Annotated in this window: 27 protein-coding genes; 11 read left to right on the plus strand and 16 right to left on the minus strand. The window is 62.4% G+C overall.

Translation table 11 applies throughout. The features are described 5' to 3' along the window. Positions 1-34: 34 nt before the first annotated feature. Genes P0D71_RS15795 through P0D71_RS15840 form a run of 10 tightly spaced genes read right to left on the minus strand, consistent with a single transcriptional unit; the run spans position 35 to position 8,235 of the window. Positions 35-865 (minus strand): aspartate dehydrogenase, encoded by an 831-nt coding sequence (locus P0D71_RS15795; protein WP_091805496.1) that lies wholly within the window; start codon positions 863-865, stop codon positions 35-37. Further along, positions 858-2,516: a thiamine pyrophosphate-binding protein gene (locus P0D71_RS15800; protein WP_091805491.1), complete on the minus strand. Its 1,659-nt coding sequence runs from the start codon at positions 2,514-2,516 to the stop codon at positions 858-860. The genes P0D71_RS15795 and P0D71_RS15800 overlap by 8 nt, the downstream gene beginning before the upstream one ends. Beyond that, the gene (locus P0D71_RS15805) at positions 2,509-3,306 is read right to left on the minus strand and encodes an SDR family oxidoreductase (RefSeq protein WP_408294776.1); all 798 of its coding nucleotides are present in this window, start codon (positions 3,304-3,306) and stop codon (positions 2,509-2,511) included. Before P0D71_RS15805 ends, P0D71_RS15800 begins: the two co-directional genes overlap by 8 nt. Next, positions 3,306-4,202, minus strand: a complete 897-nt coding sequence (locus P0D71_RS15810; RefSeq protein ID WP_408350844.1) for an IclR family transcriptional regulator — start codon at positions 4,200-4,202, stop codon at positions 3,306-3,308. The genes P0D71_RS15805 and P0D71_RS15810 overlap by 1 nt, the downstream gene beginning before the upstream one ends. Continuing rightward, complete coding sequence (locus P0D71_RS15815; RefSeq protein WP_408480903.1) at positions 4,203-5,102, minus strand: alpha/beta fold hydrolase; 900 nt, start codon at positions 5,100-5,102, stop codon at positions 4,203-4,205. It lies immediately after the preceding gene. A gap of 50 nt (positions 5,103-5,152) precedes the next feature. Next, complete coding sequence (locus P0D71_RS15820) at positions 5,153-5,680, minus strand: cupin domain-containing protein (protein WP_091805477.1); 528 nt, start codon at positions 5,678-5,680, stop codon at positions 5,153-5,155. A gap of 26 nt (positions 5,681-5,706) precedes the next feature. Next, the gene (locus P0D71_RS15825) at positions 5,707-6,474 is read right to left on the minus strand and encodes an SDR family oxidoreductase (protein ID WP_408480904.1); all 768 of its coding nucleotides are present in this window, start codon (positions 6,472-6,474) and stop codon (positions 5,707-5,709) included. Next, positions 6,467-7,558, minus strand: a complete 1,092-nt coding sequence (locus P0D71_RS15830; protein WP_408294765.1) for an aromatic ring-hydroxylating dioxygenase subunit alpha — start codon at positions 7,556-7,558, stop codon at positions 6,467-6,469. Before P0D71_RS15830 ends, P0D71_RS15825 begins: the two co-directional genes overlap by 8 nt. A gap of 49 nt (positions 7,559-7,607) precedes the next feature. Next, complete coding sequence (locus P0D71_RS15835; protein ID WP_091805466.1) at positions 7,608-7,919, minus strand: recombinase-like helix-turn-helix domain-containing protein; 312 nt, start codon at positions 7,917-7,919, stop codon at positions 7,608-7,610. Position 7,920: 1 nt separating this feature from the next. Next, positions 7,921-8,235, minus strand: coding sequence for a non-heme iron oxygenase ferredoxin subunit (locus P0D71_RS15840; RefSeq protein ID WP_091805463.1), 315 nt, complete (start codon positions 8,233-8,235; stop codon positions 7,921-7,923). Positions 8,236-8,675: 440 nt separating this feature from the next. Here P0D71_RS15840 and P0D71_RS15845 point away from each other — a divergent pair, with 440 nt between their 5' ends. After that, complete coding sequence (locus P0D71_RS15845; protein WP_408294760.1) at positions 8,676-9,749, plus strand: porin; 1,074 nt, start codon at positions 8,676-8,678, stop codon at positions 9,747-9,749. Positions 9,750-9,828: 79 nt separating this feature from the next. On the opposite strand, the gene P0D71_RS15850 is transcribed toward P0D71_RS15845, so the two are convergent. Then, positions 9,829-10,803 (minus strand): IclR family transcriptional regulator, encoded by a 975-nt coding sequence (locus P0D71_RS15850; protein WP_091805457.1) that lies wholly within the window; start codon positions 10,801-10,803, stop codon positions 9,829-9,831. Positions 10,804-11,105: 302 nt separating this feature from the next. On the opposite strand from P0D71_RS15850, the gene P0D71_RS15855 reads away from it, so the two are divergent. Beyond that, positions 11,106-11,393, plus strand: coding sequence for a hypothetical protein (locus P0D71_RS15855; RefSeq protein WP_091805453.1), 288 nt, complete (start codon positions 11,106-11,108; stop codon positions 11,391-11,393). Positions 11,394-11,492: 99 nt separating this feature from the next. Then, complete coding sequence (locus P0D71_RS15860; protein WP_408480906.1) at positions 11,493-13,196, plus strand: acid phosphatase; 1,704 nt, start codon at positions 11,493-11,495, stop codon at positions 13,194-13,196. Positions 13,197-13,248: 52 nt separating this feature from the next. Here the strand turns inward: P0D71_RS15860 and P0D71_RS15865 are convergent, their stop codons facing one another. Continuing rightward, a complete protein-coding gene (locus P0D71_RS15865; protein ID WP_408468056.1) occupies positions 13,249-13,959 on the minus strand; it encodes a DUF4410 domain-containing protein in 711 nt (236 codons plus the stop codon). Positions 13,960-14,119: 160 nt separating this feature from the next. Between P0D71_RS15865 and P0D71_RS15870 the strand changes: the two genes are divergently transcribed. From P0D71_RS15870 to P0D71_RS15880, 3 genes are all read left to right on the plus strand, one after another. Then, positions 14,120-14,479 carry a DUF3564 domain-containing protein gene (locus tag P0D71_RS15870; protein ID WP_091805444.1) on the plus strand — a complete coding sequence of 120 codons (360 nt, stop codon included), beginning with the start codon at positions 14,120-14,122 and terminating at the stop codon, positions 14,477-14,479. A gap of 372 nt (positions 14,480-14,851) precedes the next feature. Then, complete coding sequence (locus P0D71_RS15875; RefSeq protein WP_091805442.1) at positions 14,852-15,601, plus strand: DNA/RNA non-specific endonuclease; 750 nt, start codon at positions 14,852-14,854, stop codon at positions 15,599-15,601. Next, positions 15,594-15,854: a hypothetical protein gene (locus P0D71_RS15880; protein ID WP_408294748.1), complete on the plus strand. Its 261-nt coding sequence runs from the start codon at positions 15,594-15,596 to the stop codon at positions 15,852-15,854. The genes P0D71_RS15875 and P0D71_RS15880 overlap by 8 nt, the downstream gene beginning before the upstream one ends. A 64-nt stretch (positions 15,855-15,918) precedes the next feature. On the opposite strand, the gene P0D71_RS15885 is transcribed toward P0D71_RS15880, so the two are convergent. Then, positions 15,919-17,658 carry a class I SAM-dependent methyltransferase gene (locus P0D71_RS15885; RefSeq protein WP_408480907.1) on the minus strand — a complete coding sequence of 580 codons (1,740 nt, stop codon included), beginning with the start codon at positions 17,656-17,658 and terminating at the stop codon, positions 15,919-15,921. Between the two features lie 335 nt (positions 17,659-17,993). Between P0D71_RS15885 and P0D71_RS15890 the strand changes: the two genes are divergently transcribed. The 3 genes from P0D71_RS15890 (at position 17,994) to P0D71_RS15900 (ending at position 19,862) form a co-directional block, all read left to right on the plus strand. Beyond that, the gene (locus P0D71_RS15890; RefSeq protein WP_408480908.1) at positions 17,994-18,374 is read left to right on the plus strand and encodes a hypothetical protein; all 381 of its coding nucleotides are present in this window, start codon (positions 17,994-17,996) and stop codon (positions 18,372-18,374) included. Positions 18,375-18,633: 259 nt separating this feature from the next. Then, a complete protein-coding gene (locus P0D71_RS15895) occupies positions 18,634-18,975 on the plus strand; it encodes a hypothetical protein (protein WP_091805430.1) in 342 nt (113 codons plus the stop codon). A gap of 2 nt (positions 18,976-18,977) precedes the next feature. After that, positions 18,978-19,862, plus strand: coding sequence for a 4-hydroxy-tetrahydrodipicolinate synthase family protein (locus P0D71_RS15900; RefSeq protein WP_408480910.1), 885 nt, complete (start codon positions 18,978-18,980; stop codon positions 19,860-19,862). Positions 19,863-19,906: 44 nt separating this feature from the next. Here the strand turns inward: P0D71_RS15900 and P0D71_RS15905 are convergent, their stop codons facing one another. Together P0D71_RS15905 and P0D71_RS15910 are read right to left on the minus strand one after the other, a co-directional pair. Further along, positions 19,907-20,461 (minus strand): transglycosylase SLT domain-containing protein, encoded by a 555-nt coding sequence (locus tag P0D71_RS15905; RefSeq protein WP_408480911.1) that lies wholly within the window; start codon positions 20,459-20,461, stop codon positions 19,907-19,909. Positions 20,462-20,726: 265 nt separating this feature from the next. Next, positions 20,727-21,440, minus strand: coding sequence for a Crp/Fnr family transcriptional regulator (locus tag P0D71_RS15910; RefSeq protein WP_091805425.1), 714 nt, complete (start codon positions 21,438-21,440; stop codon positions 20,727-20,729). 91 nt (positions 21,441-21,531) lie between these two features. On the opposite strand from P0D71_RS15910, the gene P0D71_RS15915 reads away from it, so the two are divergent. After that, positions 21,532-22,071: an Mpo1 family 2-hydroxy fatty acid dioxygenase gene (locus tag P0D71_RS15915; protein ID WP_408480913.1), complete on the plus strand. Its 540-nt coding sequence runs from the start codon at positions 21,532-21,534 to the stop codon at positions 22,069-22,071. A gap of 49 nt (positions 22,072-22,120) precedes the next feature. Here the strand turns inward: P0D71_RS15915 and rarD are convergent, their stop codons facing one another. Next, on the minus strand, positions 22,121-23,017 hold the full coding sequence (gene rarD / locus P0D71_RS15920) for an EamA family transporter RarD (protein WP_408480915.1): 897 nt from the start codon (positions 23,015-23,017) through the stop codon (positions 22,121-22,123). Positions 23,018-23,617: 600 nt separating this feature from the next. On the opposite strand from rarD, the gene egtD reads away from it, so the two are divergent. Further along, positions 23,618-24,598, plus strand: coding sequence for an L-histidine N(alpha)-methyltransferase (egtD, locus tag P0D71_RS15925; protein WP_091805416.1), 981 nt, complete (start codon positions 23,618-23,620; stop codon positions 24,596-24,598). The last annotated feature ends 56 nt before the right edge of the window (positions 24,599-24,654 follow it).

Below are 24,654 nucleotides of genomic sequence, written 5' to 3' on the forward strand. Positions count from 1 at the left end.
CATTCCGGTTTGCTTCAGCTATTCAACTGATGGCTTAAATCACACAGCGGGCCGCGCGGTTGCGCAGCGCTCGCATCGCGCTGTAGGCAGTCAATGCAGACGTCTTGGGGTTGTCCGGCAGCGGCTTGCCGCACATTTCCAGCGACATCTCGCCGAACGCGCCCCGCGCCACGACGCGATGCACGTTGCGCGTCACGTTCGGGTCGGCGATCAGTCGAACCGTGGTGTGGTCCAGACCGAGGCCGGCCAGCGCGATCGTCGCGGCCACGTTGGCGTTCTTCGGATAGAGGCGCGCCGCTTCGCGCGCGCTGCCTTCGAAGATCACCTTCTCTTCATTCAGCGTATTCAGATCGCAGACCTGTTCCGCCAGCGTGCCGAGCCAACCCGTGGGCGGCTTGCGGCCGGTGTACAGCACCTCGTCGAGACCACCGAGCTTGGCCGCGGCCAGCGCATCCACGCCGCCGATCGCGCCAGAGAGCAGCGTCAGCGTGGCGTCGCCTTCATCGGCGGCGGCGGACAGTGCGTCGAGCAGCATCATGTCGGAGAGCGCGCCAATCGAGGCGACCGCGCAGTCCGTGCCCGCTTTCAGCAACGGCACGACGTGATCGACCAGCGCGCTATGGCCCGCGCATTCCAGCGCGAAATGCGGCTGGCTGCTCAAAGCGGACACGGAGGTCACGACATCCACCGAGTCGCCTACTACTTCACGCACCGAAGCCATATGGCGCTCCGGCACGATCACGTGCGACACGCGCACCGTCGGATCGGCGGCGACCGAGCGATACACCGCCTGGCCGATCGCGCCGAAGCCGATCATCGCGACGTCGACGGGTGCGTGATGCCCCGCGTAGTCCGCGTCACGCATGTTCCGGCTCCTGTTCCTTGACCGGCGGGCCCGCGAAGGCAGTGGCGAACGAGCCGACCGACAGCATGTCCACTTCGACCAGCACGGGACCGGTCTTCGCCATGCCTTCGCGAATGATCGCGTCGGCCTGGTCGAGCGACTTGATGCGGTAGTGCGTGAGTTTCAGGCTCTCGCAGAACTGCGCGAAATCCGGTTGATGCAGATCGACGTAGCAGCGGCGGCCGCCGTATTGCGCGTCCTGAATGTTGCGGATCACGCCGTAGCACTGGTCGTTCATCAGCACGATCATCACGTTGGCGTTTTCCTGCACGGCCGTTGCCAGTTCGCCGACGTTGACCATCAAGCCGCCGTCGCCGACGAGGCACACCGTCTTCGCCGCGCTACCCGCAAGCGCCGCGCCGATGCCCATCTGCATGCCCTGGCCGATGCCGCCGCCGAGCGCATGAACGCCAGCACGCGGCGAGAAAATCTTCAGCATGCGGTTGCCCCACGTGCTGTTCGAGATCGTGACGTCGCGCACCCAGTTGTAGTCGCGGCCCACTGCGGCTTGCAGCGCGTCGACCAGACGCTTGTACGGGCCGAGACCCTTGCCCACGTCCGCGACGGCGCTTTCGCGCGCGGCGGCGAGGTCTTGCGCGAATGCCGGATCGACCTTGATGCGTCCTTCGAGCAGCGTTGCGAGTTCTTCGAGCACAGCCGATGCATCGCCGTGAATGAACATCTCGTTGCGATAGCCGCGGTTATCGGCGAGCGCGTCGGCGTCGATGCGATACAGCGGTTGCGGCAGCGCGAGCTTGTACTTCAGCGTTTCATTGCCACGCAGACGCGAACCGACCACCACCAGTGCATCACACGTCTTGTAGAAGCTCTCCACCGACGCATGCACGTTGAACGCGCCGAGCGTCGCCGGATGATCTTCCGGCAGCACGCCGCGGCCTTGCACGCTGGTCACCACGCCGAAGCCCAGCTTCACCAGACGCTCGACCGCCTGCGTCGCGTGACGCGTGCCGCCACCCAGCCACAACAGCGGGCGTTTCGCCGTGGCCAGCGAATCGGCAAGTTGCGCAACGCGCTGCTTGCAATGCGTGAGCGTAGTGATGTGCGGCGCGGCCAGATCGGCGGGCCATTCGACTTCGGCAGCCTGAATGTCGATGGGGATTTCGACGCTCACCGGACCGCTCGGCGCAGTCTGCGCGACGCGCACGGCTTCGCGGATCGTCGGCAGCGCGGTTTCGACGGAACGCACACGGAACGCGGCCTTCGAGATCGACGACAGCATCGACAGTTGATCCGGCGCTTCGTGGATATACGCGAGGTCCTGATCGAGGTATTCGGTTTCGATCTGACCGGTGACGTGCAGCAGCGCGGTGCCTGCGGTCAATGCTTCGACCATCGCGCCCGCCGCGTTGCCCGCCGCAGTGCCCGTGCTGGTGAACGCGACGCCGAGGCCGCCGGAGACGCGCGCCAGGCCATCGGCCATGTTCACCGCGCCGGCTTCGCCGCGCGCGCCGACGTAGCGAATCTTGCCGCGGTTATGAATCGCGTCGAGGATCGGCATGTTGTGGATCGAGATCACGCCGAATGCGGTTTGAACGCCGCATTGCTCGAGAAAGGCGGCGATCAGTTCGCCAACGGTGGTTGTGTTAGACATGTCGTGCAACGCCTCCAGAAACATCGATATGACTGCCCGTCGTATAGGACGACAGCGTCGTAGCCAGATAAAAGAGTGCTTGAGCGGCTTCTTCGGGGCGACCGAAGCGGCCTAGCGGAATGTTTTTCTTGCGCGCCAGTTCCGCCGTCCAGTCTTCCCAGCTCTGGCCCGGCTGTGCTTCTTTCGCGTAACGGCGGCGCCATTGACCCGATTCGACAATGCCGATCAGAATCGAATTGACGCGGATGCGCTGCGGCGCGAGTTCCACCGCGAGCGACTTCAGCAGGTTCTGCACGCCGGCGCGCGCTGATGAAGTGGCCACCATGTGCGGCTCGGGTTGCAGCGCGAGCAGCGAATTCACGCAGACCACGGAAGGGTTCGCCGCGTCGCGCAACATCGGCAGGAACGCGCGGGTTGGGCGAATCACGCTGAAATACTTCAGGTCGAGTTCTTCGCGCCAGGCGTCGTCCGTGGTGTCGGCGAACGTCGACACGCGGCCCTGGCCGGCGTTGTTCACCAGCATGTCGGTACGGCCGAAGCGCGCCTGCACCGCTTGCGCGAACGCGTTGACTTCCCCGGCGTCGAGCACGTTGCAGGTTTGCGCGAGCAATTGCGCCTGCGGAATTTTTGTCTTCAGCGCCGCTTCCGCCTGTGCGAGACGCTCGCTGTCGCGGCCGCAGATCGCGACCGAGGCGCCCGCCCGCAGAAACAGTTCGGCGGTCGCGAGACCGATGCCGGACGAACCGCCCGTCACCACCGCCACCTGTCCGGTCAAGTCGATTTGGATCATCAGAGCCCCAATGCCTTCATGTAATTGCTGCCCGATTTCGGGCCACCTTTCGGCCGATAATTGAGCCGCTGCGAAAGTTCGTCGGCCGCGCGGCGGACCTTGTCGATCAGGCCGCTGTCGAGCAGCGACGCGTCGATCTCGTGGCGCGGAATCGTCGTCGTGATGACGGCGACAATGCGCCCCGTGTCATTGCGCACGGGCGCGCTCACTACCGAAATGCCGCGCTCGAACGACGACTCGCTGATCGCGAAACCGCGCTGTGCGTCGTCGCGAATCCGCTCATACAGATCGTCGATGGTGGCGGGCGTCTGCTTCGTGAAGCGCTCGAGTTCCGGCTCGGGATAGAGCTTCTTCAACTCGTCGAGCGTCATGTCGCCCATCAGCACCTGTCCGTGCGTCGTCGCATAAGCCGGCAGACGCGTTCCCACGTTGACCTTCACCGAGCTGAAAATCGGCGTGTGGCTTTGTGCCTTGGCGACGAACACCACGTCGCGTCCATCGCGGATCACGATATGGCTGGTGAGCCCCGTTTCAGTACGCAGCGCTTCGATGATCGGCAAGCCGAGGTCGGTCAGTTCGAGCGAGCTCAGATATTCGAAACCGAGCCGCAGCACCGCGACGCCGAGGCGATAGTTGCGGTCCTTGTCGGCACGCTCGAGAAAGCCGAGCGATTCGAGCGTTTGCAGCAGACGGAACACCGTCGTGCGAGGAATCTTCAGGCGCTTGGAGAGTTCCGGTGCGCCGAGAACCGGCTCGCGCGGCGAGAATTCCGTGAGAATCTTCAAACCTCGTTCGAGACCCGGCACACGGTAGGCGGTGTCGCCAGTCGTCTCGTTGCCGGTATCGTTGCGGTCTTCGTCCGCGTCGCGCTCGGCGCTAATGGTGTCGGGCGTCATTCATTGGCTCCGTTGTCCGTCGCTCGTGCGACAGAACGTGTCGATGATCGCGGTGTACGCGGCAGGTGCTTCGATATAGCCGGCGTGCCCCGCGCGAGGCACGACCTGCAACTTGGTGCCTGAGGCCAGCGCGATGCGCTCGCAGGCTTCGGGCGTCGTAATGGTGTCGTCGGCGCCCACGGCCACGTTGATGCGGCCTTTATGGCGCGCGAGATCACTCGCGAGATCGGCGTTGGCAAGCAGATGCGTGGCCTGCGCGTAGCCGTGCGGAATGACGCGCGACATGTTCCAGCGCACCCATGCGCGAGCTTCGTCGCTTGCGTGAGCGGACAACATATTGGTGCTGCGTTGTTCGACGAGACCTTGCGGGCCGAGTTCGTTCAGCATGGCGAGACGCTGGTCGCGCTTCGTGTTGCGGACATCCGCGGATGCCGCGCCATAACCACCGGCCGGCGACAGCAGCAGCAAGCCGGCCACGCGCTGCGGATGCGTCACGGCAAACGCCCCGGCGATAATCGCGCCGAGCGAATGGCCGAGCAGCACGCAACGTTCGATGCCGAGCGCGTCGAGCCAATCGTTCAGCACGCTCGCGTAATCCGCCGCTGCCGGCGATTCGGCCGCAACCGGCGTGGAAGCGCCATAACCCGGCGCGTCCCACGCCAGCACGCGACGCGTGCCGCCGAGAACTTCGAACTGCTGCACCCACGACGCCGCGCCCGAACCGATACCGTGCAGCAGCACGAGCGGCAGCGCGCTGCTGTCGGCGCTATCCACTTCGCGATAGCTCACCGCGCGTTGCGACGCCAGCCAGATCTGCTGCGCCGGGAAGCGCGCAAGGCGCGCTTCGAGCGTAGCGTGCTGAGCGGCGCTATCAGCGGCAGGGGACGGGACTGCGGACATGATTTCCTTCGCGGGTGTTGTCGAACTTGAGGCGGCGGCGTGGCGCTCGGTTAGCGCTTGAGCTTGGCCAGCGGCGAATCCGGCGGATACGTCGGCGTAATCGGCTTCGGCGAACCGAGCATCACGCACATCAACGCGTCTTCTTCACCAATGTTGATTTCCGTGCGATACACGCCCGGCGGCACCGAAATCAGATCGCGTTCGCCCAGCACGGCTTCCCACGTTTGACCGTCTTTCTCGCAGATCACCTTCATCTTGCCGCGCAGCACGAAGAAAATTTCTTCGACATCCATATGAATATGGCTCGGGCCGATGTTGCCGGCCGGGATCACCATGGTCGAGAATGTGAAGCCGCCAGCGGGCACCGTATTCATGTCTTTCGCGACACCCGTGCCGCCCGTGCCGACATAGCGCATTTGCGCGCGGCGATACTTCGGGTCGTAGTCGGCCTGGAACTTCAGTGCGTCCCAGTCATAGCGACGCGTTTCCAGACGCGCGACGCGGCTGTCCAGCCATTGGGCAAAGCTCGCGTCCGCGGGTTGTTCCCACGATTTGCGTTCGATATCGGCGTCCGCCATCTCTTTCTCCTTTCGATTCGACAAGATCAATTCATCACGAAGCCGCCGTTGACCGGCAGCAATTGGCCGGTCACGAAGCGCGCGGCATCGCACAACAGGAACAGCACCGGCCCGGTGACGTCGTCGGGCACTTGTGCGCGCGTGAGCGCGCGGCCTTGCAGGTAATACTGGTGACGCTCGGCGGGCACGTACGCAGTGGCTTCGACTTCGGTCAGGCCCGGCGCAATTGCGTTGACCGTGATCTGGTGTGCGCCGAATTCGCGCGCGAGCGAGCGGGTCATCGAAATCACCGCGCCCTTGCTGGCGACATAGGCGAGCAGCTTCGGCGCGCCCCACATCGCCGTGTCCGAGGCAATGTTGACGATGCTGCCGCGGCCCGAGTCGCGCAGATAAGGCAGCGCTGCCGTGCTCATCAACCAGGTGCCGCGCACGTTGACGTTCATCACGGCGTCCCACGTCTCGACAGACAACTCGTCGGCGAACTTGCCGCCGGAGTTGGTGATGGCCGCGTTGTTGATCAGTGCGTCGATGCCGCCGAGTTGCGCCGCGCCTTGCTCCGCGAATTGCTTGATGCTCGCGGGGTCGGCGAGATCGAGCGGCACATAGGTAACCGCATGACCTTGTCCGGCGAGCGACGCCGCGAGCGCGCGGCCCTCTTCATGCAAGACGTCGCCGAACACCACGCTCGCGCCGGCTTGCACCAGCGAGCGGACGAACGCCGCGCCGAGACCACGCGCGCCGCCCGTCACGAGGACGCGCCGGCCGTTGAGCGCTGCGGACGCATCGTTATGCATGGCTGTGACTCGCTTCTGCCGAGGCCGGCGCAGCGCTTGCCGCTTGCGTGCGATGCGCGTCCAGATCGGCGAAATGCTGCTGGGCACGCTGACGCAACATGCGGCGCACACGCGTCATGCCGACATCGTGCTGATACAGAAACTCGTGATCGCGCGCATTCGGCGCCATGCTTTCCAGCACGTAGCGGTCTTGCTCGAGCACGGCCCAATGCAGACCTTCCAGACGGTTGCGATACATGAAACGCCATGCGTCGCGCTGCCAGCCTTGCACCTTGCGCGTGCGCCAGAAATAGACCTGGCAGTTGTCTTCGTCGACGGGAACGGCGAAGCCGATGATCCCGAAGTTGCCGCCCGGGCCGAACTTCTTCTTGTACGGAATCGCGAGGCGCATCCACAGCGTGCCTGTTTCGCCGAGTTCCACCCAGTCGAAGTTCACGTCGCGCTGGCCGACCTTTTCGAACATCAGTCCGGTTTCGGTCTTGCGCACACGCATGTCGGCCTGCTTGTCGCCTTCGGCCATCGAGTGCGAGGTCGCGTGCAGATACGCGCCGTGCATCGGGTCCATCACGTTGTCGATCGCGTACTGGTAATTGCACTTCCAGTGCGACATGCACAGGAAGCTCGCGTATTCCTCACCGACCAGTTCTTCCGGCAGCACGAGCGGCGCGGGTTCCTTATGCGCTTCATCGCCGAACCACAGAAAGATCGCTCCGGCATGCTCTTCGACCGGATACGACTTCACGCACTTCTGGCCTTCCAGCGGGCAGTTCGACACCGCCGGCACTTTGGTGACCGTGCCGCCGCCGTCGACTTCAATGCCGTGATACCAGCACGCGACGCTGCCTCCGAGGTTCCAGCCGAGCGACAGACGCGCGCCGCGGTGCGGGCAGCGGTCTTCGAGCGCACGGACTTTGCCTTCCTTGTCGCGCCACAGGACGATCTGGTCGCCCAGGCGCGTGATGCCGACTGGCGCGTCGCCGACTTGCCAGCTCGGCGCGACGGGATACCAGTAGTTACGCAGGCCTTTGTTCAAATACGACTGGATCGGGTCGGCCGCGCCTTGCGTTGGATTGGGGGACGTCATGAAGAGACTCCGGGTACGGGTGCGATAAATCGTGTTCGGGAAAGCGCGCTTATTCGGCGAGCAGGCGGAATTCGGCGGCGAGGCGGTCGGCGTCCCACGTATTGCCTTCCGGCGTGCGGAAGCCGACGCGGTTCAAGCCGTCGACCACTTCCTGCAACTCCATCGCGCCGGCTTCGAAAACTTTTTCGAGTGCGTCGCCGAAGTCGTTTTCGTACTGGGTCGGCTCGGCCTTGCGCGTTTGCCAGATGAAGTTTTCGCTCTCGCCCGGCTTCTCGATCACGCCCTTGCCTGCGACGTTGTTCGGCTGCGGCGCCAGCCACGGCTTCAGGAACGGATTGAAGTTCACGATTTGCTCTCGCATGTCATTCCACCTTGATCTGGATTTCTTCGCCGGCGAGACGTACCGAGTACATCTTCAGGTCACGGCCACCGGGCTCTTTCAAGCATTTGCCGGTCGGGATATGGAACACGGCTTCGTGCAGCGGGCACTCCACGGTGTCGCCGTCGATAAAGCCCTGCGTCAGCAACGCGTACGCATGGGGGCAGACGTTTTCCAGCGCGTACAGCGCATCGCCCACCTTGTAGATGCCGATTTCCGTGCCGTCGAGCTTGAACTCGAGCGGAGCATCGTCGGACAGGTCGCCGGCATGGCCGGCGCAGCGCCATTGTTCAGTCATTTCTCACCTTCTCCTGAGGCCTAATGTTCCACCTAAGGAACGTCAGTTCGTGTATGGATAATTATAGGAGCGGCTTCGAAGAGAAAAAATAAAAATCTGGACTGGTAGGGGAAAACACCGAGTGTGGCGTGCGCAACACAATATTGCGCGAACCGGCGCGAATGCCTCTGGCGCTCCGCGAGCCTTTGGGGGCTTAGGTTCGAGCCATATTTTCAGACGAGACCCACAGCCCGCATGCGGGTTTGTACGGGGTCCGAAAATTTATTTTGACCACTTCCAGACTCACTATACTTTTCCATAGGCGATACAGACGCCCATAGGTGGAACATAAAGCGTAACAGTTTTGGCGCATAAACCCAGAACTGCATTCAACCCCAATGCAAGGATCAGGGGCGACGAATCGGGCGAGAGCTTTCGTCGCGTGATCAGGAGAACCAACGGTGAAGCACATCATTGCGGCCGGCTTGACGGCAATCTGCGCAACGACAGGCGCATGGGCGCAGAGCAGCGTGACGCTATACGGCAGCCTGGATGCCGGTATTGCGTATGTCAGCAATGTAGGCGGCCATTCGAAATGGATGGAAGAACAAGGCAACATGCAGCCCGACCGCTGGGGCCTGAAGGGTGTGGAAGATCTGGGCGGCGGGCTGAAGACGGTCTTCCAGTTGGAAAACGGCTTTTATACGAACACCGGCGCGTTCGCTAAATCCGGTGTGCTATTCAATCGGCAGGCGTTTGTCGGTTTGAGCTCCGACACGGTCGGCACGGTGACGCTCGGTCATCAGACGCCGTTCAGCTTCGACGTGCTGGGTCCGCTGAGCACCGCTTATCTGGCTGCGAGCTGGTACGCGTTCCACCCGGGCAATATCGACGAACTGGCCGACACGGGCGTGGTGCCGTTCGACAATTCGGTGAAATTCCGCTCGGCGAGTTTCAACGGCTTCCAGGTCGGCGCGATGATGGGTCTTGGCAACACGACCAACTTCTCGACCGGCAAGACACTGAGCTTTGCGCTTAGCTATGCGAACGGTCCGTTCAAGGCCGGCGCGACGTATGCGAACGAGCACAATCGCACGCCGTCGATCGTCACGACGGGCATCACCAACTTCCAGGGCGTGGCCGCAGCCAATTACACCGCAGACAAAGTGGAAAACATGGGTGCGGGCGCGTCATACCAGTTCGGCAAGCTGCTGGTGCACGGTCTGTACACGCGCGTGAAGCTGGAATCGGCGGGGCATTCGGACACTTACCAGAGCTACGATGTCGGCGCGAACTATCAGTTCACGCCGTTCAACACGGTAGCCGGCGGGGCAGCCACGACGACGTTGGCGGGCCACCGCTGGACGCAATTCGAAATCGGCGATATCTATGCGCTGTCCAAGTCGACGCAACTGTACGTGAATGCGCTGTACGAACGCGCGGGGTCCAACACGGATGCGGCGTTCTTTACGGCGGGTGTGTCGAGTGGCAGGAATCAGACGATTATCCTGACCGGCATTCACCACTCGTTCTGATGGCTTGATGAGGCTGTGAGGCAGGCAGTCCGGCTGTGAACGCAGCCGGACTTATGGCGAAGTGAATGCGCAAACGCAATCAGCTCGCCGCCACCGGCTTGCGGCGCGCCTGAGCCGCGGTCGGATCGTCCGGACGCGGCCGATAGCTGAGCCGCTCGGAGAGTTCGAGCGCCGCCTGGCAAACCGCAATGATGAGCGGCTCGCGCTCTTCGGCTTCGCCGATATCCGAACGCGGAATGGTGACGGTCAGCGCGGCCACGATCTTGCCGCTCTGGTCGCGCACCGGCGCGCTCACCACTGAAATACCGCGCTCGAACGACGCTTCGCTCAACGCATAACCGAGCGCCGCGCTTTCGCGCACTCTCCCATACAGTTCTTCCACGGTGGCCGGCGTGCGCTCGGTGAAACGCTCGAGCTCCGGCTCGGGGTACAACTGGCGCAACTCCTCGAAGCTCAGATCGCCCATCAACACCTGACCGTGCACCGTCGCATGAGCGGGCAAACGCGTGCCGACATGGACCTTCACCGAACTGAACATCGGCGCATGGGTTTGTGCCTTGGCGACGAACACCACGTCGCGCTGATCGCGGATCAGCAGATGCGTGCTCAAACCCGTGGCGTCGCGCAGGCGTTCGAGAATCGGCGTGCCGACATCGGTCAATTCGAGTGAGCTCAGATATTCAAAGCCGAGGCGCAATACCGCAACGCTCAGGCGGAAATAGCGGTCACCGTTGACGCGCTCCAGAAAGCCGAGCGCTTCGAGCGTCTGCAATAGGCGGAACGTGGTGGTGCGCGGAATGCCGATACGCTTGGACAATTCCGGTGCGCCGAGCACCGGCTCACGCGCGCTGAATTCCGCAAGAATGCGCAGGCCGCGTTCGAGGCCAGGCACGAGATATGTCGATCCGCCGGCGCTGTCTTCGTCGGTGGCATCCGGGGATTCGGCGGCGTCCAACCGGGCCGGCGACGACACGTCGTCGTGCGAAATCGAGGCTGCCGTGCCGCGTGCCTTTGCGTGCTTGCGTCCCGCTCCTGTCTGCTCTTCTTTTGCCATCTTGGCTGCCGTTTCTACTGTTCATCAAGGTCAGATCAGCATGATAGCGCGTGCCGCCGCGCGCCCCACTGCCTTCATTATTTCTTACGCGACTGCCTCGCCGCGAGCCGTTCGATCGTCGACGCTCGCAAAGCGCTCGTGATGCGCGGGCTCGTGTTCGGGATCGTGCCCGAAAATCGTGGTTAACCATGCCTTTTGCCGCACCGCCACGATTTAACGCGGTGCTATGCTTTGAACCGGTCCACTGCGCGAAGCCTCACTGCCGCGCATTCGCTCAGCTCAAGCGTTCGGAGGCCGCACCCATGTCCGATTCCATTCAGATTCAGGTTGCCGACTCGCACCTTTATCCGGGCTGCGCGGTGCGCATCGCGCACTTGCCCGAGCAGGCGCGGGCGGCGGCGGCGGTCGTCGAATTCGCCGACGGTTCCGGCGCCAACGCCACCTGCCATCGGCGAACGCTCGACGAACTCGAATTGCTGGTGGACCGCTATGCCACGCAAAAGCGTCATCCCGTCGACGTCCGGCATTGGCTTCTGCTTGCCGTGGACGCAACGCATAACAGCTGGCGTGTAAAGCGCCGGCTGCCTTAGCCTGCCTGTTCCGCCCGCTTCGAATCTGCAAACGACGCCGCGCGCATGCGGCGCCGCGCGGAGCTTGAGCGCCCGTCACAGCCACTTCGAAACCCAGCGATGACTGATCACGACTCCACCCTGCCGCCGCACGCCGGCAACGCCGACAACACCCCCGACGCGCCCGACGACCCAGACCGCCGCCGCGTCCTGACCGGCCTCGCGGCGGTCGGTCTCGGACTGGCGCTTACGGGCTGCAAAACCGACCAGAGCATGTCGAACAACGGCGCACCGCGCAGCGCCGCCGACCTGCGCCTCGACGCCGCGCTGCACGATCAGGTCAAGCACATCGTGGTGATTTACGCGGAGAACCGCAGCTTCGCCAACCTGTACGGCAATTTCCCCGGCGTCCAGCATCCTCTCGATGCGGTGAGCGCCGAGCGCTATCTGCAACTCGACCGCGATGGCAAGACGCCGCTGCCGCGCTTGCCGGCGATCTGGGGCGGCCTCGTGCCGCAAGCGCAGGAAGTGGACGGCAAGCGCTACATGATCGGCCAGAAGGATATCGTCGACCTGCACAACCGCCCGTTCCATATCGCTGACGCGCACGGGGCGCCGCTGCCCACCGGCGTGATCACGCGCGACCTGGTGCATCGCTTCTATCAGAATCAGATGCAGATCAACGCCGGCCGCAACAACCAGTTCGCCGCGTGGGGCGATTCCGGCGGTCTGGTGATGGGGCACTACCGCAATTCCGCCGACACGCTGCGTCTGTGGAACCTCGCGCAGCAGTACACGCTGTGCGACAACTTCTTTATGGCGGCCTTCGGCGGCTCGTGGCTGAACCACATCTTTCTGATCTCGGCGCAGGCGCCGTTCTATCCCGACATTCAGAACAGCCCGGCCAGCAAGATGGTGTCGGTGGTCGAAGGCAGTGATCCGACCGGCACGCGGCTGAAGCAGGCGGAGGACTCGCCCTCTTCCGCACTCGACGGCCCGCCGAAGTTCGTCAACGACGGCGCGTTCACCGCCGACGGCTACGCCGTCAACACCATGGCGCCGCCGTATCAGCCGAGCAACGTGCGGCCGGCCGAAGGCGGCAATCCGGCCTTCGCGGATCAGTCGAATCCGCGCGTGCTGCCGCCGCAGCATTACGCGACGATCGGCGACCGGCTGACGGACAAAGGTGTCGACTGGGCGTGGTACAGCGGTGCATGGCAGTACGCGCTGGAGCATCAGGACACCGGCGCGGTGCCCGACTTCCAGTATCACCATCAGCCGTTCAACTACTTCGCCAATTACGCGCCGGGCACGGCGGCGCGCCGCCGGTATCTGCGCGACGGCGGTCTCGGCAATGACGCGTCGACCAACCGTCTGATCGCGGATATCGACGCAGGGCGATTGCCCGCCGTCACGTTCTACAAGCCGCAAGGCGACCTGAACATGCACGCCGGCTACGCGGACGTCCAATCGGGCGACCGCCACATCGCGACGGTGATCGAGCATATTCGGCGCGGCCCGCAGTGGGCGAATACGGTCGTGGTCGTCACCGTCGACGAGAACGGCGGCTGGTGGGATCCGGTCTCGCCGCCGAAGGGCGACCGCTGGGGTCCGGGCTCGCGGATTCCCGCATTGGTGATATCGCCGCTGGCGAAGAAGGGTTACGTCGACCACACGGTGTACGACACGAATTCGATTCTTCGACTGATCAGCCGCGTGCATGGCCTCGCGCCGCTCGACGGCGTGGCGGCGCGCGATCGGGCATTCGCGAGCAACGGACTCGCGCCGTTAGGGGATCTGACGGGTACGCTGGATCTGGCTTGAACATTGGAGAGTGATAACGCCTGTGGCCGCGCCGCAGGCGTTTCAGAGCGAATCACTGCGATTGCGGTTGCGGCTGCGATTGCGGCTGCGGTTGAGCGGCGCCATGCAGTTTGGCGGTCACCGCATCTGAAATCTGCTGAGCCGTCTTGCTGATCGTTTTTTTCTCGTCGCCGCTCGCCATCACGAACTTGGCGGCGATCACGTAGGGATTCAGTTTGATGGCCGCGCCCGGCATGCCTTTGCTGTCGGCTTCGTCGACGGCCTGATAGAGCGGAGGCAGGTCAGCCGCGCCGAGGCTGTCGCACGACACCGCCACCTGGATGTCGTTCTGGCCGGCGCCCAAACCCACCATCGCACGCCTGAGGCGATTGCCGTCGTCGACGCTCAGAAACACGCCGCGCACCTGCCAACCAACAGTCGGCAACGGCTGACCCGGCGTACTACGACGCGCGTCGACGCCAGCCTTTCTCAGATCGTCCGTCAGCGCGTCCGCCATTTCGTTCACGATGTGTTTGGCGTGGTCCTGCGGATTCTTGTCCTGTCCCATCGGCCCCGGTCCGCTCGGCAGCAAGCCGCGCAGCCGGCGCACGCGTTGGCCCGGTCCGCTGTCCGGCGTTACGTTCGCGACATCCAGTTCGAAGTCGGCCACATAGACAATCGGCGCCGGTGCGGCGAACGGCGCGCTATCCGCCGCGGCGCTGACGGCGGCCGTCGCGCCCAGGCATCCCGCCATCAACATGCATTGCAGAAATCGATGCGGCATGGCGCGCCTCCGCGAGATTCAACACGACGCGGCTATCGTACAACCGTCCCCATTACACGTCCGTTTTTTCGTGCCCGATCGTCATACGTTTTGCCTTGCATAACACTCGTTGCGGCGTAGACTGGTAAAGCACAACTTCGCACTTTGTACGGAACCCGCCATGCGACTGACCATCCTCATCAACGGTTCCGATCCCACCGTCAACCACGACTATGCTGTGCTATGGCTCGATACCGAAGAACACCGGTGGTCGAGAGAAGCACACCAAGGGATCGATCTCCCCCCGTGGGGCGAGCTACGCGACGACAACGGCGTGACGACTCTCTGTGCGCCCAGCACGGATGCGCCGCTGTGTACGCTGCGCGGCTTGCACGTGGACCGCAAGCAACGCGTGAGCGCCGCGCAAGGCGCCGCGGCATGGACCGCACTGCCCACGCGCGCGCCGACCAGCGGTTTCTGGCGTCTGCAAGCGGTGGACCGTCAGACGGTCCGCGCCGAGAACAGCGTGTTCGGCAATTAGGTTTCAGCACTCATTTTTTATCGGTCGAACTTTCCGCGTGCGCGGCATTTTGCTTGCGCACGGAGGAATTCGCACGTGCGTTCGCACGCCGACTCTTTTTGCAACTTTCGTCTCGAGCAGATTTAAGGCCGTCTTAAGTTTGCGTGCGTAGAGTTGGAAATCCACGCGTTAGGGTCGCTGCAAAGCGGCCCATTTTTTTTTGTGCGGCGCGCAGTGGAGGCGCTTCGTGCGCGCCTCATGCCGGCATCGTTTTCATTGCGGCGCGGAGCGCGTGAATGCGTTGTCCTTCTCTGCGCCGTTCGTCCATTTCACGTCGCGCGAGACGGGTTCGCAACGCTATACTTGCGCCCCCATCCCTCGACTGACTGACACATGAAGAAGTGGTTTGCCTGTCTGCTGTTCGCTGTTGCCGCTCATGCCAGCGCAGCGCCCTCCTGCACCCAATTCACGCCGAATGCGCAATGGCCTGTTCTGAGCAATCAGAAGATGGCCCCGAAAACGCGCATGCTTTGCTACAGCGATTTCGCGGTTTTGCATTCGGGCATCACGCACGGTCCGTTGTGGTCCGCCGAGCATCTCACGCGCGACCATATCGAAGCCGCCAAAGACATGGTGCGCACCAACAAGTTTTTCGAAGACGCGCGCTTGCCGGATGGCGAAGGCGCCACGCTGGCGGACTATAAGCGCAGCGGGTTCGATCGTGGCCACATGAGCCCGGCCGGCAATCGCTGGAATCAGGAGGCGATGGCACAATCGTTCTCGCTCGCCAACATCGTGCCGCAAAATCGCGAGAACAATCAGCGTTTGTGGGCGCGCATTGAAACCTCGGTGCGCAAGATCGCCGTACAGTACGACGACACCTATGTCGTCACCGGCCCGATCTTCAACGGCCAGCAGTTGCAGACCATCGGACCGACGCGCGTGTTCGTGCCGACGCAGTTGTTCAAGGTGGTCTATGTGCCTTCGCGGCAAATGGCGTTCGCCGTAGTGGTGGACAATGTCTCCACCAACCGTTACGACATCAAGACGATTCACGAACTCGAAGCGGCATCGGGCATCCGTTTTCCGGGCATTCCGGAAAGCCTGAAAGATCAACGACCGGGAGGACTGAAAGGTGTTTAAACCCTATTCGAACGACGACGACGTGCTCAACATTCAGGGCGATGCGCTAACGGTGAGCAACGGCACGACGCGCATCGTGCTGAACGGCACGCTGGAGTTGACGCAGGATCAGCGCGGATTGAAGGCGGCGTTGGCACTGAAAGACGCGGTGGATGCGATCGTGACCAGCTTGCAGGCACAGAGCAATTTGCCCGCGAAGGTCAAGGACGAGCCGGATGCGAAACCCGGCGTCGTGCAGAACCCGTTCAACTAGTCACGTAAGGCGCCGATAAGCGGCGTGCGGCGAGATGCATTGTCTTCGTGCGAGCGGCCGGCCATCATCGTGTGTTCCGCAGTTCGATCAAAGCCCGGCGAATTCGCTCCACGACCTCAGGCCACCCTCTGCCTTTTTCCCGAAACAGGCGGGCAGAGGGAAACCACGGACTGTCTTCCCGTTCGAGGTGCCATCTCCAGTCGCCCAGCATGGGCAACATTAGCCACAGCGGCCGACCCATCGCGCCAGCCAGATTGGCCGCCGATGTGTCCACGCTAATGATCAGGTCCAACGCGTCCATCATTTTTGCCGCATCGCCAAATGAACGAAGACGAGGCCCGAGATCATGCACGTTGCGCAAGCGCACGGCGTAGTCGGCGGCTTCGTCTTCGCCTTGTCCTTTCTGCATGATGTAGAACTCCACGTCGTCGAGCGCGAAGAGTGGATCAAGACAGCTGAGCGACGGCAGCGACCTGGCAGCATCGTTCTCGTGCGTCGGCGCACCTTTGAAGATCACGCCGACTTTCAACGCCCGCAGGTTGCCCGGCAAGACGATCGGTACGTGCTCGGCGCCTGCCCGCAGATACGGCACGACATCCGGCAAATGATCGACGTGAAGAGACGCCCACACCGGAATCGCATGCGGATAAACCCAATAGTCATGAAGCGGCAGTTGCGGCGCATCTTCGACGGAGCAGATCGCCGCGGCCTCGCCTGAGGCCCTGAACAATTCGACGAGCGGCGCCTGACACACCACCGTCACCCGCGCCGCGCCGTGGCGCTCGCGAAAAATCCGCGCAAACCGAAAAAAGAAAATCTCGTCGCCCAGACCGAATTCGCTCCAGATAACGATCGATTTGCCTTCGAGCGACTCGCCACACCAGTTTGCGTAAGCCGGCGGCGCCACGGTGGTCCGGCCTCGCCAATCCGCGCCGTCGAACAGCGCCTCACGTCGACGAAAACCCTCGGTAAGTTTGCCGAGAGCAATCAGCATCAGCGCATTGAAGAGCCGAGGCAAGCGTTCGTTCGGGAGCCGTCGGACGCTTTCGTCCCACAGGTCCTCCAGTTGATCGCAAAGGCCTCGACGCACCAGTTCGAAGTTGATGTGGAAGTAGGTCTGGAATCGATACGGATACAGCCTTAGCGTTGCGTGGCAAAGGTCAAGCATGGCCGAATCGGTTCGCGCACCGGGCATGGCAGTGACCAGATTGAAGAGTGGAGGCACATCGCGCTTGCGCAGCACGATTTCTATCGCGTACGCGGCCGCTTGATGCTGTCTGTCCGCCGACTCCTCTTGCCTATTCTCGTCGAACTCGCGGAGCAGGCACATGCGTTCGCACGATGAAACGGCCGAAGCATCGTTCACCAGGTCGAGCACATTCACGGAACCCGCGATCGCCGCGTCAGGCCGATCCAGGGTGAAGATGCGTTCGTGATCGACATCCGTCAGGATCGGCAATATTCTTTCTTCGACGCGAGGATCGGCCGGCAACGTCAAAATCAGATAACCGCCGGGCTTGATGAGTTCGAGCCACCTGGCGAGCACTTGCTGAGGATTGGCGAAACGCCCAAGGCAATCCGAATGAACAAAATCAAATACATCGGCCGGCGCGTCGTCCATATGGATAACGTCACGCTCATTCACGTTCCAGGCGATTAGTTGTTCGATGCAGGGAAAAAGACCTGCGTAGTCGAAATCAGAATCGCGCCCAGCGCCCATGTTCAAGCCGACGCCGGAGAAGTAGCCATGCAGAAACGCCGGATCCTGCGTGCGCCGCAGCGCGAGTTTGAGTGACTGGTTCATCTGGTGTTTCGCACGAGTTAGATGGGAAATCAGGCCACTCTAGCGATAGCCAGCCCGCCCGATTGTGACATGGAGGGCAGATGATATTCCGCTGGCAAAAACTCCTATATCACAATACAGGTAAGGCCCTGGGTGCTAACACGCCCGTTTCCAACTTGCCGCCAAGGCGCAAGCCGAACCGCCGAAACTGCTTCGGGATCCCCAATATGTTTCAGCGGTTACGTTTTGTCACTACAACGTCGTCAACTCCTGTCCTCCCGTCAACGTTAAACCGGCAGCGCTGAAACATTTCAGCCGCGACACAAGAATCAACCGGTTAAACCAGGAGTTAAACCATGAAGACGCTTTTCGCCGCTCTCGCTTCCGCTCTGCTCGTGTCGACCGCTTTTGCTCAAACGGCCGCACCGTCCAGCACGCAAACTGCGCAGCCCGCGCAAACGCAACCCGCCGGCCAGGCGAATCTGAAGGCGAGCACCGCCGTGCAAACCGGCGCGACAAATGAAAGCGCAGCGGCAACGAAAGCGCCGGCCAAAGCCACGCCCAAAGCGCATGTGAAGAAGACCTCCGCGCATCACACGGCGAAAGCCCACAAGACCACCAAGAAAGCCGCAGCAGACACGAGCGCAGCGAAGACTAAAACGGAGAGCACGAAAGAGGCCAGCAATGCCCCGGCAAAAGCCGACGGCGCTAAAACCGACACGACAAAAACGCAATAACACGTGATCGGTTTCGGCACGCACCGGCCAGGCATGTGCAGGTAATCGAAGCCGAACTGTGCCGTTCAGGGAGGGCGAGTCATATGACTCGCCTTTTTTTATGCGCGTTCGAGCTGCGAGTGCTCGCACAGCGAGCGAACCGGCATAGCGCCCGCATGATTTTTTCAGCGGACGCCTCAATTTTTGCACTGCGTTTACCTGCGGAAGTCTAATCTCGAACTGTCTTGATCAACCATGGCGTCGACGAACGCCGCATGACATGGCTCTCACACAAACAATTCGTAGCTTCGCCGCGCAGCCCTTCAACGAGGCACGCGTTCAACGCAACAATGTCATTCCGTTTCCCGCGGCTCGCGTTCGCTTCCAGGTGACCCTGCCTCACCGTTCAGGCGAACTGCCTGGCACCCAACTTCGCGTCCTGCTTCATTCTCCGCTCGGTGTCTACGTCGTCGCCACTGAGGCCATGCGCGAGGAAATCCGCGTACAACTCGACATCGCCTTCGACGACCTCGACTTCACACTGCACACGCTTATCTCGACGCTTCCCGCCGCGATGATCGGACCTTTGAAGCGCCGCAGCGCGGCCGCAAAGGTGCGCTGATCATGTTCTCAGGTATCTGGTTGCCCATCGTCACGCCGCTGCGTAACGGCGAAGTCGATATCGACGCATTGCAGCGCCTCGCAGACTACTACTTGCGCACCGGGATCGCCGGCATTGTCGCGTTGAGCACCACCGGCGAAGCCGCGTTGTTACAGGACGCCGAGCGTCTGACGGTATTACAGGCCTTAAGCGAAGTAGTCCGCTCCCGTTTGCCGATGCTGATCGGCGTCGGCGGCTCGAACACGCGCGATGTCCTGCACGATATTCAGCGCTACGAGCGCTGGGATTGCGCGGGCTATCTGGTCTCCGCGCCGTCCTACGTGTGCCCGGATCAAGCGGGCGTGCAGTGGCACTTCGAGCAGGCCGCGGGCGCGACCGAGCGCCCGATCGTGCTATACAACGTGCCGCACCGGACCGGCGTGACGATCGCGCCGGATACCGTCGCGCGACTCATCGAGTGCGGCAACATCGTCGCGATCAAGGAGTGCGTGAAGGAGCATTTCAGCCAGTTGAGCACGCTGCCGATCAACGTCCTGTGCGGCACCGACGAAGCCTTGGACGACTGTCTGCATCACGGCGGAACAGGTGGCATTCTGGCGAGCGCGCATGTCTGCGCCGACCTGCTGGTCGCGTTTCAGGATCTGCTGCGGGCCGAGCACGACGTGGAAGCGCGCAATCTGTTCGCGAGTTTGCTGCCGGTTTTGCGGCTCCTGTTCGCCACGCCCAATCCGTCCGCCATCAAGGCCATGCTGGCTTTCGACCATTCGATCAGCGACGAAACACGCATGCCGATCTCGCGTGCATCGGCGCAACTCGTCGAGCGTCTGAGCACCGCGCGCGACCGGCTACAGGATCTGCGCGCCGAATTTGCCGGCGTGGTGAACTAGCCGGTTCGCAGTTCGATCTCGCCACACCGCCGCGAATGAGTCGTTCATTCGCGGCGCAGGCTTGCGTCGAAACGCTGCATACGCAATACCACGCGCCGCGCATAGCCGCGGCCTCCGCCGCTGTAGCGCAGCAAGGCGGCATCGAGATCGCCGCCGCTTTCGTCGAGGTAGCGGCGCAAGATGGTCGAACCGATCCGCACGTTGATGGCCGGATCGGATAGATCGGCCGCGCCTGCAATCAATTGCGGGTGAGCCGCAGGCAGGATTTGCATGAGTCCTCGCGCGCCCGCGACGCTGACCGCATAGCGATCGAAGCTCGACTCGACCGCCATCACGGCAAGCAGCAGGATGGGAGAAATGGCGTGGCGGTCCGCTTCGGCGAGCACTGCGCGGGCAATCTTCAACGACTCTGTCGGCGCCACACGAAACTGTGCGCGCAACATGGCGGTGATATCGCCCAGAGTCGGCAAACTGGCTTCCAGCGTGGCATCGCTCGCGAGGATCGGAGCAGCGGATGCAATCGGCTGCGCATCGGCAGCGATATCGGCGCCGGCGGCATGCGCGGCATTAGCCAACGTGAAGACAATCGCTGCAAGCATGCTCGTCAGGCCGCGTACCGCGTAACGGTCGGCTTTTCGTTGTCGTGACACACCTTGCAGAGCGCTAACTCCATGCATATTTTCGCTTCCTGACCGGGATGCCTCGACCTTACCGGGCTGGATATAGCGAATCGCAATAGAAATAGGCGCGCGCCGTAAAATGCTTATAAAGATGCGTCGGCGTTTGCTCGGCGTTTGCTCGGCGTTTGGTCGGCGTGTCGTCTATCGCGCAGGGCGCAAGCAGGCGAGAACAAACGCTCAGCCGTCAATCCGCAGGCAGATTCAGCTCCGCCAGAACACCCAGCTTCTGCACGTCGGTAATTTCGATTTCCGCATAACCGAGCTTCAGCGCGCCTTGCGTTTCGAATTGCTTCAATACCTGGTTGATGGTTTGCCGGGACAGCGCCAGCATCATCGCGAGATCTTCTTGCGGGACTTTGAGCACGCGCCGCAATGCGCCGGGCTCGCCGTAGCCGCCGGCCATCAATAACAGACGGCGCGCCACGCGCTGCGCGGCGGGCAGCAACGCGGCCTCTTCTATCGCGTCGAAGGCAAGCCGCAGCTTTTGTGTCAACAGCAGGCCGAACACATGCCAATAAGCGGGCGAGCTTTCGAGCAGCGCGGCGAGCGCGGCGCGTGGCACATGAAACAGCGCGGAATCGCGCTCGGCATACGCATCGTGGGTTCGCGGCCGATTGTCGAACAGCGCGATCTCGCCGAACCAGTTCACTGGCTCGATAACGGCGAGCAAGGCCTCCTTGCCCGCCGAACTCGCTGCACCGATTCTCACGAGGCCATCGAGCACGCAATAGAGGCCGTCGTCGGAATCGCCGCGAGTAAAGAGCCGCTGACCGCCGGCGAGGTGCTCGACACGCCCTACGTCGACCAACTGCGCACGCATGGGAGCCGGCGCCGAGCGAAACCACGCGCTGCGCTCGAGCAGCGCGACCAGCTCATTCGATGGAAAAATCGCAGTCATAGAACGGCTTCCGTGGCCGATTGTCGGCTACCCGATGGTTTCAAATTCCGCTGCCCGCGATTATGCTGACTTTAACCAGGGAGCGGGATCCATGAGAACGCTGACGCAACAGCTGACGCAATACGCGGCCTACCATCGTGACCGGCGCAACATCGCCACGCATTTCATCGGCATTCCGATGATTGTGCTTGCGTTGGCCGTGTTGTTGAGCCGGCCCGCTTTTGCGATCGGCGCGCTGCCGCTGACGTTATCGCCGGCATGGGTATTGTTCATCGCGGCAACGCTCTACTACCTCGTGCTCGACGTGCCGCTCGGCCTGCTGATGGCGATCGTGTCCGCACTGTGCGTCGCATTTGGTCGCTGGAGCGCGGCGCAATCCACGCTGACGTGGCTCGTGATCGGCGTCGGGCTTTTTCTGGTCGGTTGGGTGTTTCAGTTCATCGGCCATGTCGCCTACGAGCATCGCAAGCCGGCCTTTGTCGACGATGTGATCGGGCTGCTGATCGGACCGCTGTTCGTTCTCGCGGAAGCGTTGTTCGGCTTCGGTTGGCGGCCCGCGCTACGCGAAGCGATCGAGGCGCAAGTCGGCCCGACGCGCATCAATGCGGACCGTACGGCGGCACATCACTAAAGCGCGCCGCCGGATTCGTGGACTGCATGCTCTATGCGGATCGCCCGGCTCAGCCAGGCGCGAAGCGAACGAGGCGCACGCTATGCAATGCCGTCAACGCAACCGCGATCCAGATCGGGACGTAGGTGGCCAACTGTGCGGCGCTGAGCGTTTCGCCAAGCAACGTGATCGAGACCAGCACGAGCAGCACCGGTTCGACATAGCCGAGAATGCCGAACAACGCGACCGGCAACAGGCGGCTCGCCTTCAGATACGAAGCCAGCGCAATGGTGCTCAGCGCGCCGAGACCGGGCAGCAAGAGACACCACATCGCGAGACGTCCGGAGATCAGCGTCAGCGAAGCGCTGCTCAACACCTGAACGACCGCCACGGGCAACAACAGCGCCATCTCCACGGTGAACATGGCAAGCGAATCCTGATTGATTTTGCGGCGCAACACGAAATACGGCGGATAGCCTATCGCGACCAGCAAGGTCGGCCACGAGAAGGCGCCCGTCACCCACAGTTCATGGCCGACGCCCACCGCTGCGCACACCACCGCCAGCCACTGCAAACCATCCAGCCGCTCGTGATAATGAAAGCGCCCAACAAGCACCATCACCAGCGGCAACAGGAAATAGCCGAGCGACACTTCGAGCATCCGGCCATGCAGCGGCGCCCATAGAAACACCCACAATTGCGCGCCGAGCAACGCCGCGCTCACGATCATCGCCACGCCGAGTGCCGGCTCCGTCACCATGCGGTAAAGAAGCTGCCGCAGAATCGGCAGACGCTTGCGCAAAGCGACCAGCAATAGCGCGCCGGGCACGGTCCATACAATGCGCCACGCGAAAATATCGAGGCCGTTCAGCGGCGCGAGCAGTGTTGCGTAAGCGGAGAGTAATGCGAACATGGTTGACGCGCAGACCGACAACGCGATACCGCGCTTTGGGTCATACTGGTTCATCGGGCGCTCCATCGTGTGGGCGCTTCGGCGCTCGCCGCAGATAAACGTATGTGCGCGAATAGCTGGGATTGCGGCGCGGCATCTGGCCGTGCGGCGTTTGTCGGTGTCATTGGAACTGAAGTCTCACAAGCGGGCAGCGCGAAACAGACACTGCGTTTTTTATCTTTTAATACGACGCAAGCCGGCATTCTAGACGGGTATCTGTTTGGAAATCGGCCAGCTTCTGTCGGCAGGCTGCAATTATTCCGTGCGCATTGCGCGTCGGTGCACTAGAACATAACTTCACGCGCGGCTGGAACAGCCGGGCTTTTTCACCGGCAACATCGCTCGCGATCCCGCGCAAAGCGGCTCAAGCGCGAAACTTGCTAAGAAGTCTTGCGACGTTGTTGCAGCGTCGTTGGCAATGCCTCGCAGAACGTCCTTTCGGGGACAGCATACGCAGCAGCCATGAGCCGGGCCGGCAGTGGCAGTCTCACGGACCATGCCCGCCCTTCCCCTCCACGGCACGCCTGAACTCGCGTCTCACCACGCGTGCCGCCGCCCCCGGCAACAGCATCCCTCATCGAATGTGATTCATCGAATGTGACTACTGGAGACAGCATGACGCAGCCAGCCCTATCGCACGACGCATCACCCGACCTACGCTCCGCCTTCGCCGCCGACGTTCGCGCAGGCCTCACCCATACGCCTCAGAAAGAGTTGCCGTCGAAATATCTGTACGACGAAGTGGGCTCCGCACTGTTCGAAGTGATTACCGTGTTGCCGGAATACGGCGTGACCCGCGCCGAAGAACGTCTGCTCGCGAAGCACGCGGCCGACATCGTCGCGCATCTGCCGCATGACGTGACCGTCGCCGAACTCGGCAGCGGAAGCGGCCGTAAAACACGGCGCATTCTGGAAGCGCTGTGTAAAAAGCGCCCCACGTCTTACTGCCCGATTGAAATTTCGCGCAGTGCATTGCAGTTGTGCAGGCGCGAACTCGGCGACATCGAGCGTATTTCGATCGTCGGCTATGAACGGGACTATCTGGCAGGTCTCGCCGAAGTGAGCAAACAACGCGCGGCGGACGAACGGTTACTCGTACTGTTTCTTGGCAGTACGATCGGTAATTTCGGCAGACTCGCGGCGACGCGTTTCCTGCGCGACATCCGCAACATGCTCGCGCCCGGCGATGCGTTGCTGCTCGGTACAGATCTGATCAAGCCGACGCCCGTATTGGTCGCCGCCTACGACGACTCGATCGGCGTGACCGCATCGTTCAATCTGAACCTGCTGGCGCGGATCAATCGCGAACTCGACGGTGACTTTCCGCTCGACGCGTTCGAGCACGTCGCGCGCTTCAACCCGGACGCGCGCAGCATCGAAATGCACCTGCGTGCGAAGCGCGATATCACCGCGCACGTGGGCGCGGCGCAATTGACGGTATCGCTCAAAGCGGGCGAAACGATCTGGACCGAGAGCAGCCACAAATATCGCGCGGAAGAAATGCCCGCGATTGCAGACGACGCCGGCTTCGTCTGCAGCCATCAATGGGTCGAAGAAGAATGGGGCTTTGCGGAGAGCCTGCTCGTGGCGCGTTGAACGTGGGGTGAGCGTGCCTCGAACGTGCGGTGACCGTGGCGGCGCCGCCGAATGAC

Source organism: Paraburkholderia sp. RL17-383-BIF-A, assembly GCF_046028015.1.
GTDB lineage: Bacteria > Pseudomonadota > Gammaproteobacteria > Burkholderiales > Burkholderiaceae > Paraburkholderia.

What these genes read in the sequence shown, in the direction of transcription:
- P0D71_RS15795 (WP_091805496.1), bottom strand. Translation starts at nt 865, where the DNA reads ATGCGTGACGCGGACTACGCGGGGCATCACGCACCCGTCGACGTCGCG.
- P0D71_RS15800 (WP_091805491.1), bottom strand. Translation starts at nt 2,516, where the DNA reads ATGTCTAACACAACCACCGTTGGCGAACTGATCGCCGCCTTTCTCGAG.
- P0D71_RS15805 (WP_408294776.1), bottom strand. Translation starts at nt 3,306, where the DNA reads ATGATCCAAATCGACTTGACCGGACAGGTGGCGGTGGTGACGGGCGGT.
- P0D71_RS15810 (WP_408350844.1), bottom strand. Translation starts at nt 4,202, where the DNA reads ATGACGCCCGACACCATTAGCGCCGAGCGCGACGCGGACGAAGACCGC.
- P0D71_RS15815 (WP_408480903.1), bottom strand. Translation starts at nt 5,102, where the DNA reads ATGTCCGCAGTCCCGTCCCCTGCCGCTGATAGCGCCGCTCAGCACGCT.
- P0D71_RS15820 (WP_091805477.1), bottom strand. Translation starts at nt 5,680, where the DNA reads ATGGCGGACGCCGATATCGAACGCAAATCGTGGGAACAACCCGCGGAC.
- P0D71_RS15825 (WP_408480904.1), bottom strand. Translation starts at nt 6,474, where the DNA reads ATGCATAACGATGCGTCCGCAGCGCTCAACGGCCGGCGCGTCCTCGTG.
- P0D71_RS15830 (WP_408294765.1), bottom strand. Translation starts at nt 7,558, where the DNA reads ATGACGTCCCCCAATCCAACGCAAGGCGCGGCCGACCCGATCCAGTCG.
- P0D71_RS15835 (WP_091805466.1), bottom strand. Translation starts at nt 7,919, where the DNA reads ATGCGAGAGCAAATCGTGAACTTCAATCCGTTCCTGAAGCCGTGGCTG.
- P0D71_RS15840 (WP_091805463.1), bottom strand. Translation starts at nt 8,235, where the DNA reads ATGACTGAACAATGGCGCTGCGCCGGCCATGCCGGCGACCTGTCCGAC.
- P0D71_RS15850 (WP_091805457.1), bottom strand. Translation starts at nt 10,803, where the DNA reads ATGGCAAAAGAAGAGCAGACAGGAGCGGGACGCAAGCACGCAAAGGCA.
- P0D71_RS15855 (WP_091805453.1), top strand. Translation starts at nt 11,106, where the DNA reads ATGTCCGATTCCATTCAGATTCAGGTTGCCGACTCGCACCTTTATCCG.
- P0D71_RS15860 (WP_408480906.1), top strand. Translation starts at nt 11,493, where the DNA reads ATGACTGATCACGACTCCACCCTGCCGCCGCACGCCGGCAACGCCGAC.
- P0D71_RS15865 (WP_408468056.1), bottom strand. Translation starts at nt 13,959, where the DNA reads ATGCCGCATCGATTTCTGCAATGCATGTTGATGGCGGGATGCCTGGGC.
- P0D71_RS15870 (WP_091805444.1), top strand. Translation starts at nt 14,120, where the DNA reads ATGCGACTGACCATCCTCATCAACGGTTCCGATCCCACCGTCAACCAC.
- P0D71_RS15875 (WP_091805442.1), top strand. Translation starts at nt 14,852, where the DNA reads ATGAAGAAGTGGTTTGCCTGTCTGCTGTTCGCTGTTGCCGCTCATGCC.
- P0D71_RS15885 (WP_408480907.1), bottom strand. Translation starts at nt 17,658, where the DNA reads ATGAACCAGTCACTCAAACTCGCGCTGCGGCGCACGCAGGATCCGGCG.
- P0D71_RS15890 (WP_408480908.1), top strand. Translation starts at nt 17,994, where the DNA reads ATGAAGACGCTTTTCGCCGCTCTCGCTTCCGCTCTGCTCGTGTCGACC.
- P0D71_RS15895 (WP_091805430.1), top strand. Translation starts at nt 18,634, where the DNA reads ATGGCTCTCACACAAACAATTCGTAGCTTCGCCGCGCAGCCCTTCAAC.
- P0D71_RS15900 (WP_408480910.1), top strand. Translation starts at nt 18,978, where the DNA reads ATGTTCTCAGGTATCTGGTTGCCCATCGTCACGCCGCTGCGTAACGGC.
- P0D71_RS15905 (WP_408480911.1), bottom strand. Translation starts at nt 20,461, where the DNA reads ATGCTTGCAGCGATTGTCTTCACGTTGGCTAATGCCGCGCATGCCGCC.
- P0D71_RS15910 (WP_091805425.1), bottom strand. Translation starts at nt 21,440, where the DNA reads ATGACTGCGATTTTTCCATCGAATGAGCTGGTCGCGCTGCTCGAGCGC.
- P0D71_RS15915 (WP_408480913.1), top strand. Translation starts at nt 21,532, where the DNA reads ATGAGAACGCTGACGCAACAGCTGACGCAATACGCGGCCTACCATCGT.
- rarD (WP_408480915.1), bottom strand. Translation starts at nt 23,017, where the DNA reads ATGAACCAGTATGACCCAAAGCGCGGTATCGCGTTGTCGGTCTGCGCG.
- egtD (WP_091805416.1), top strand. Translation starts at nt 23,618, where the DNA reads ATGACGCAGCCAGCCCTATCGCACGACGCATCACCCGACCTACGCTCC.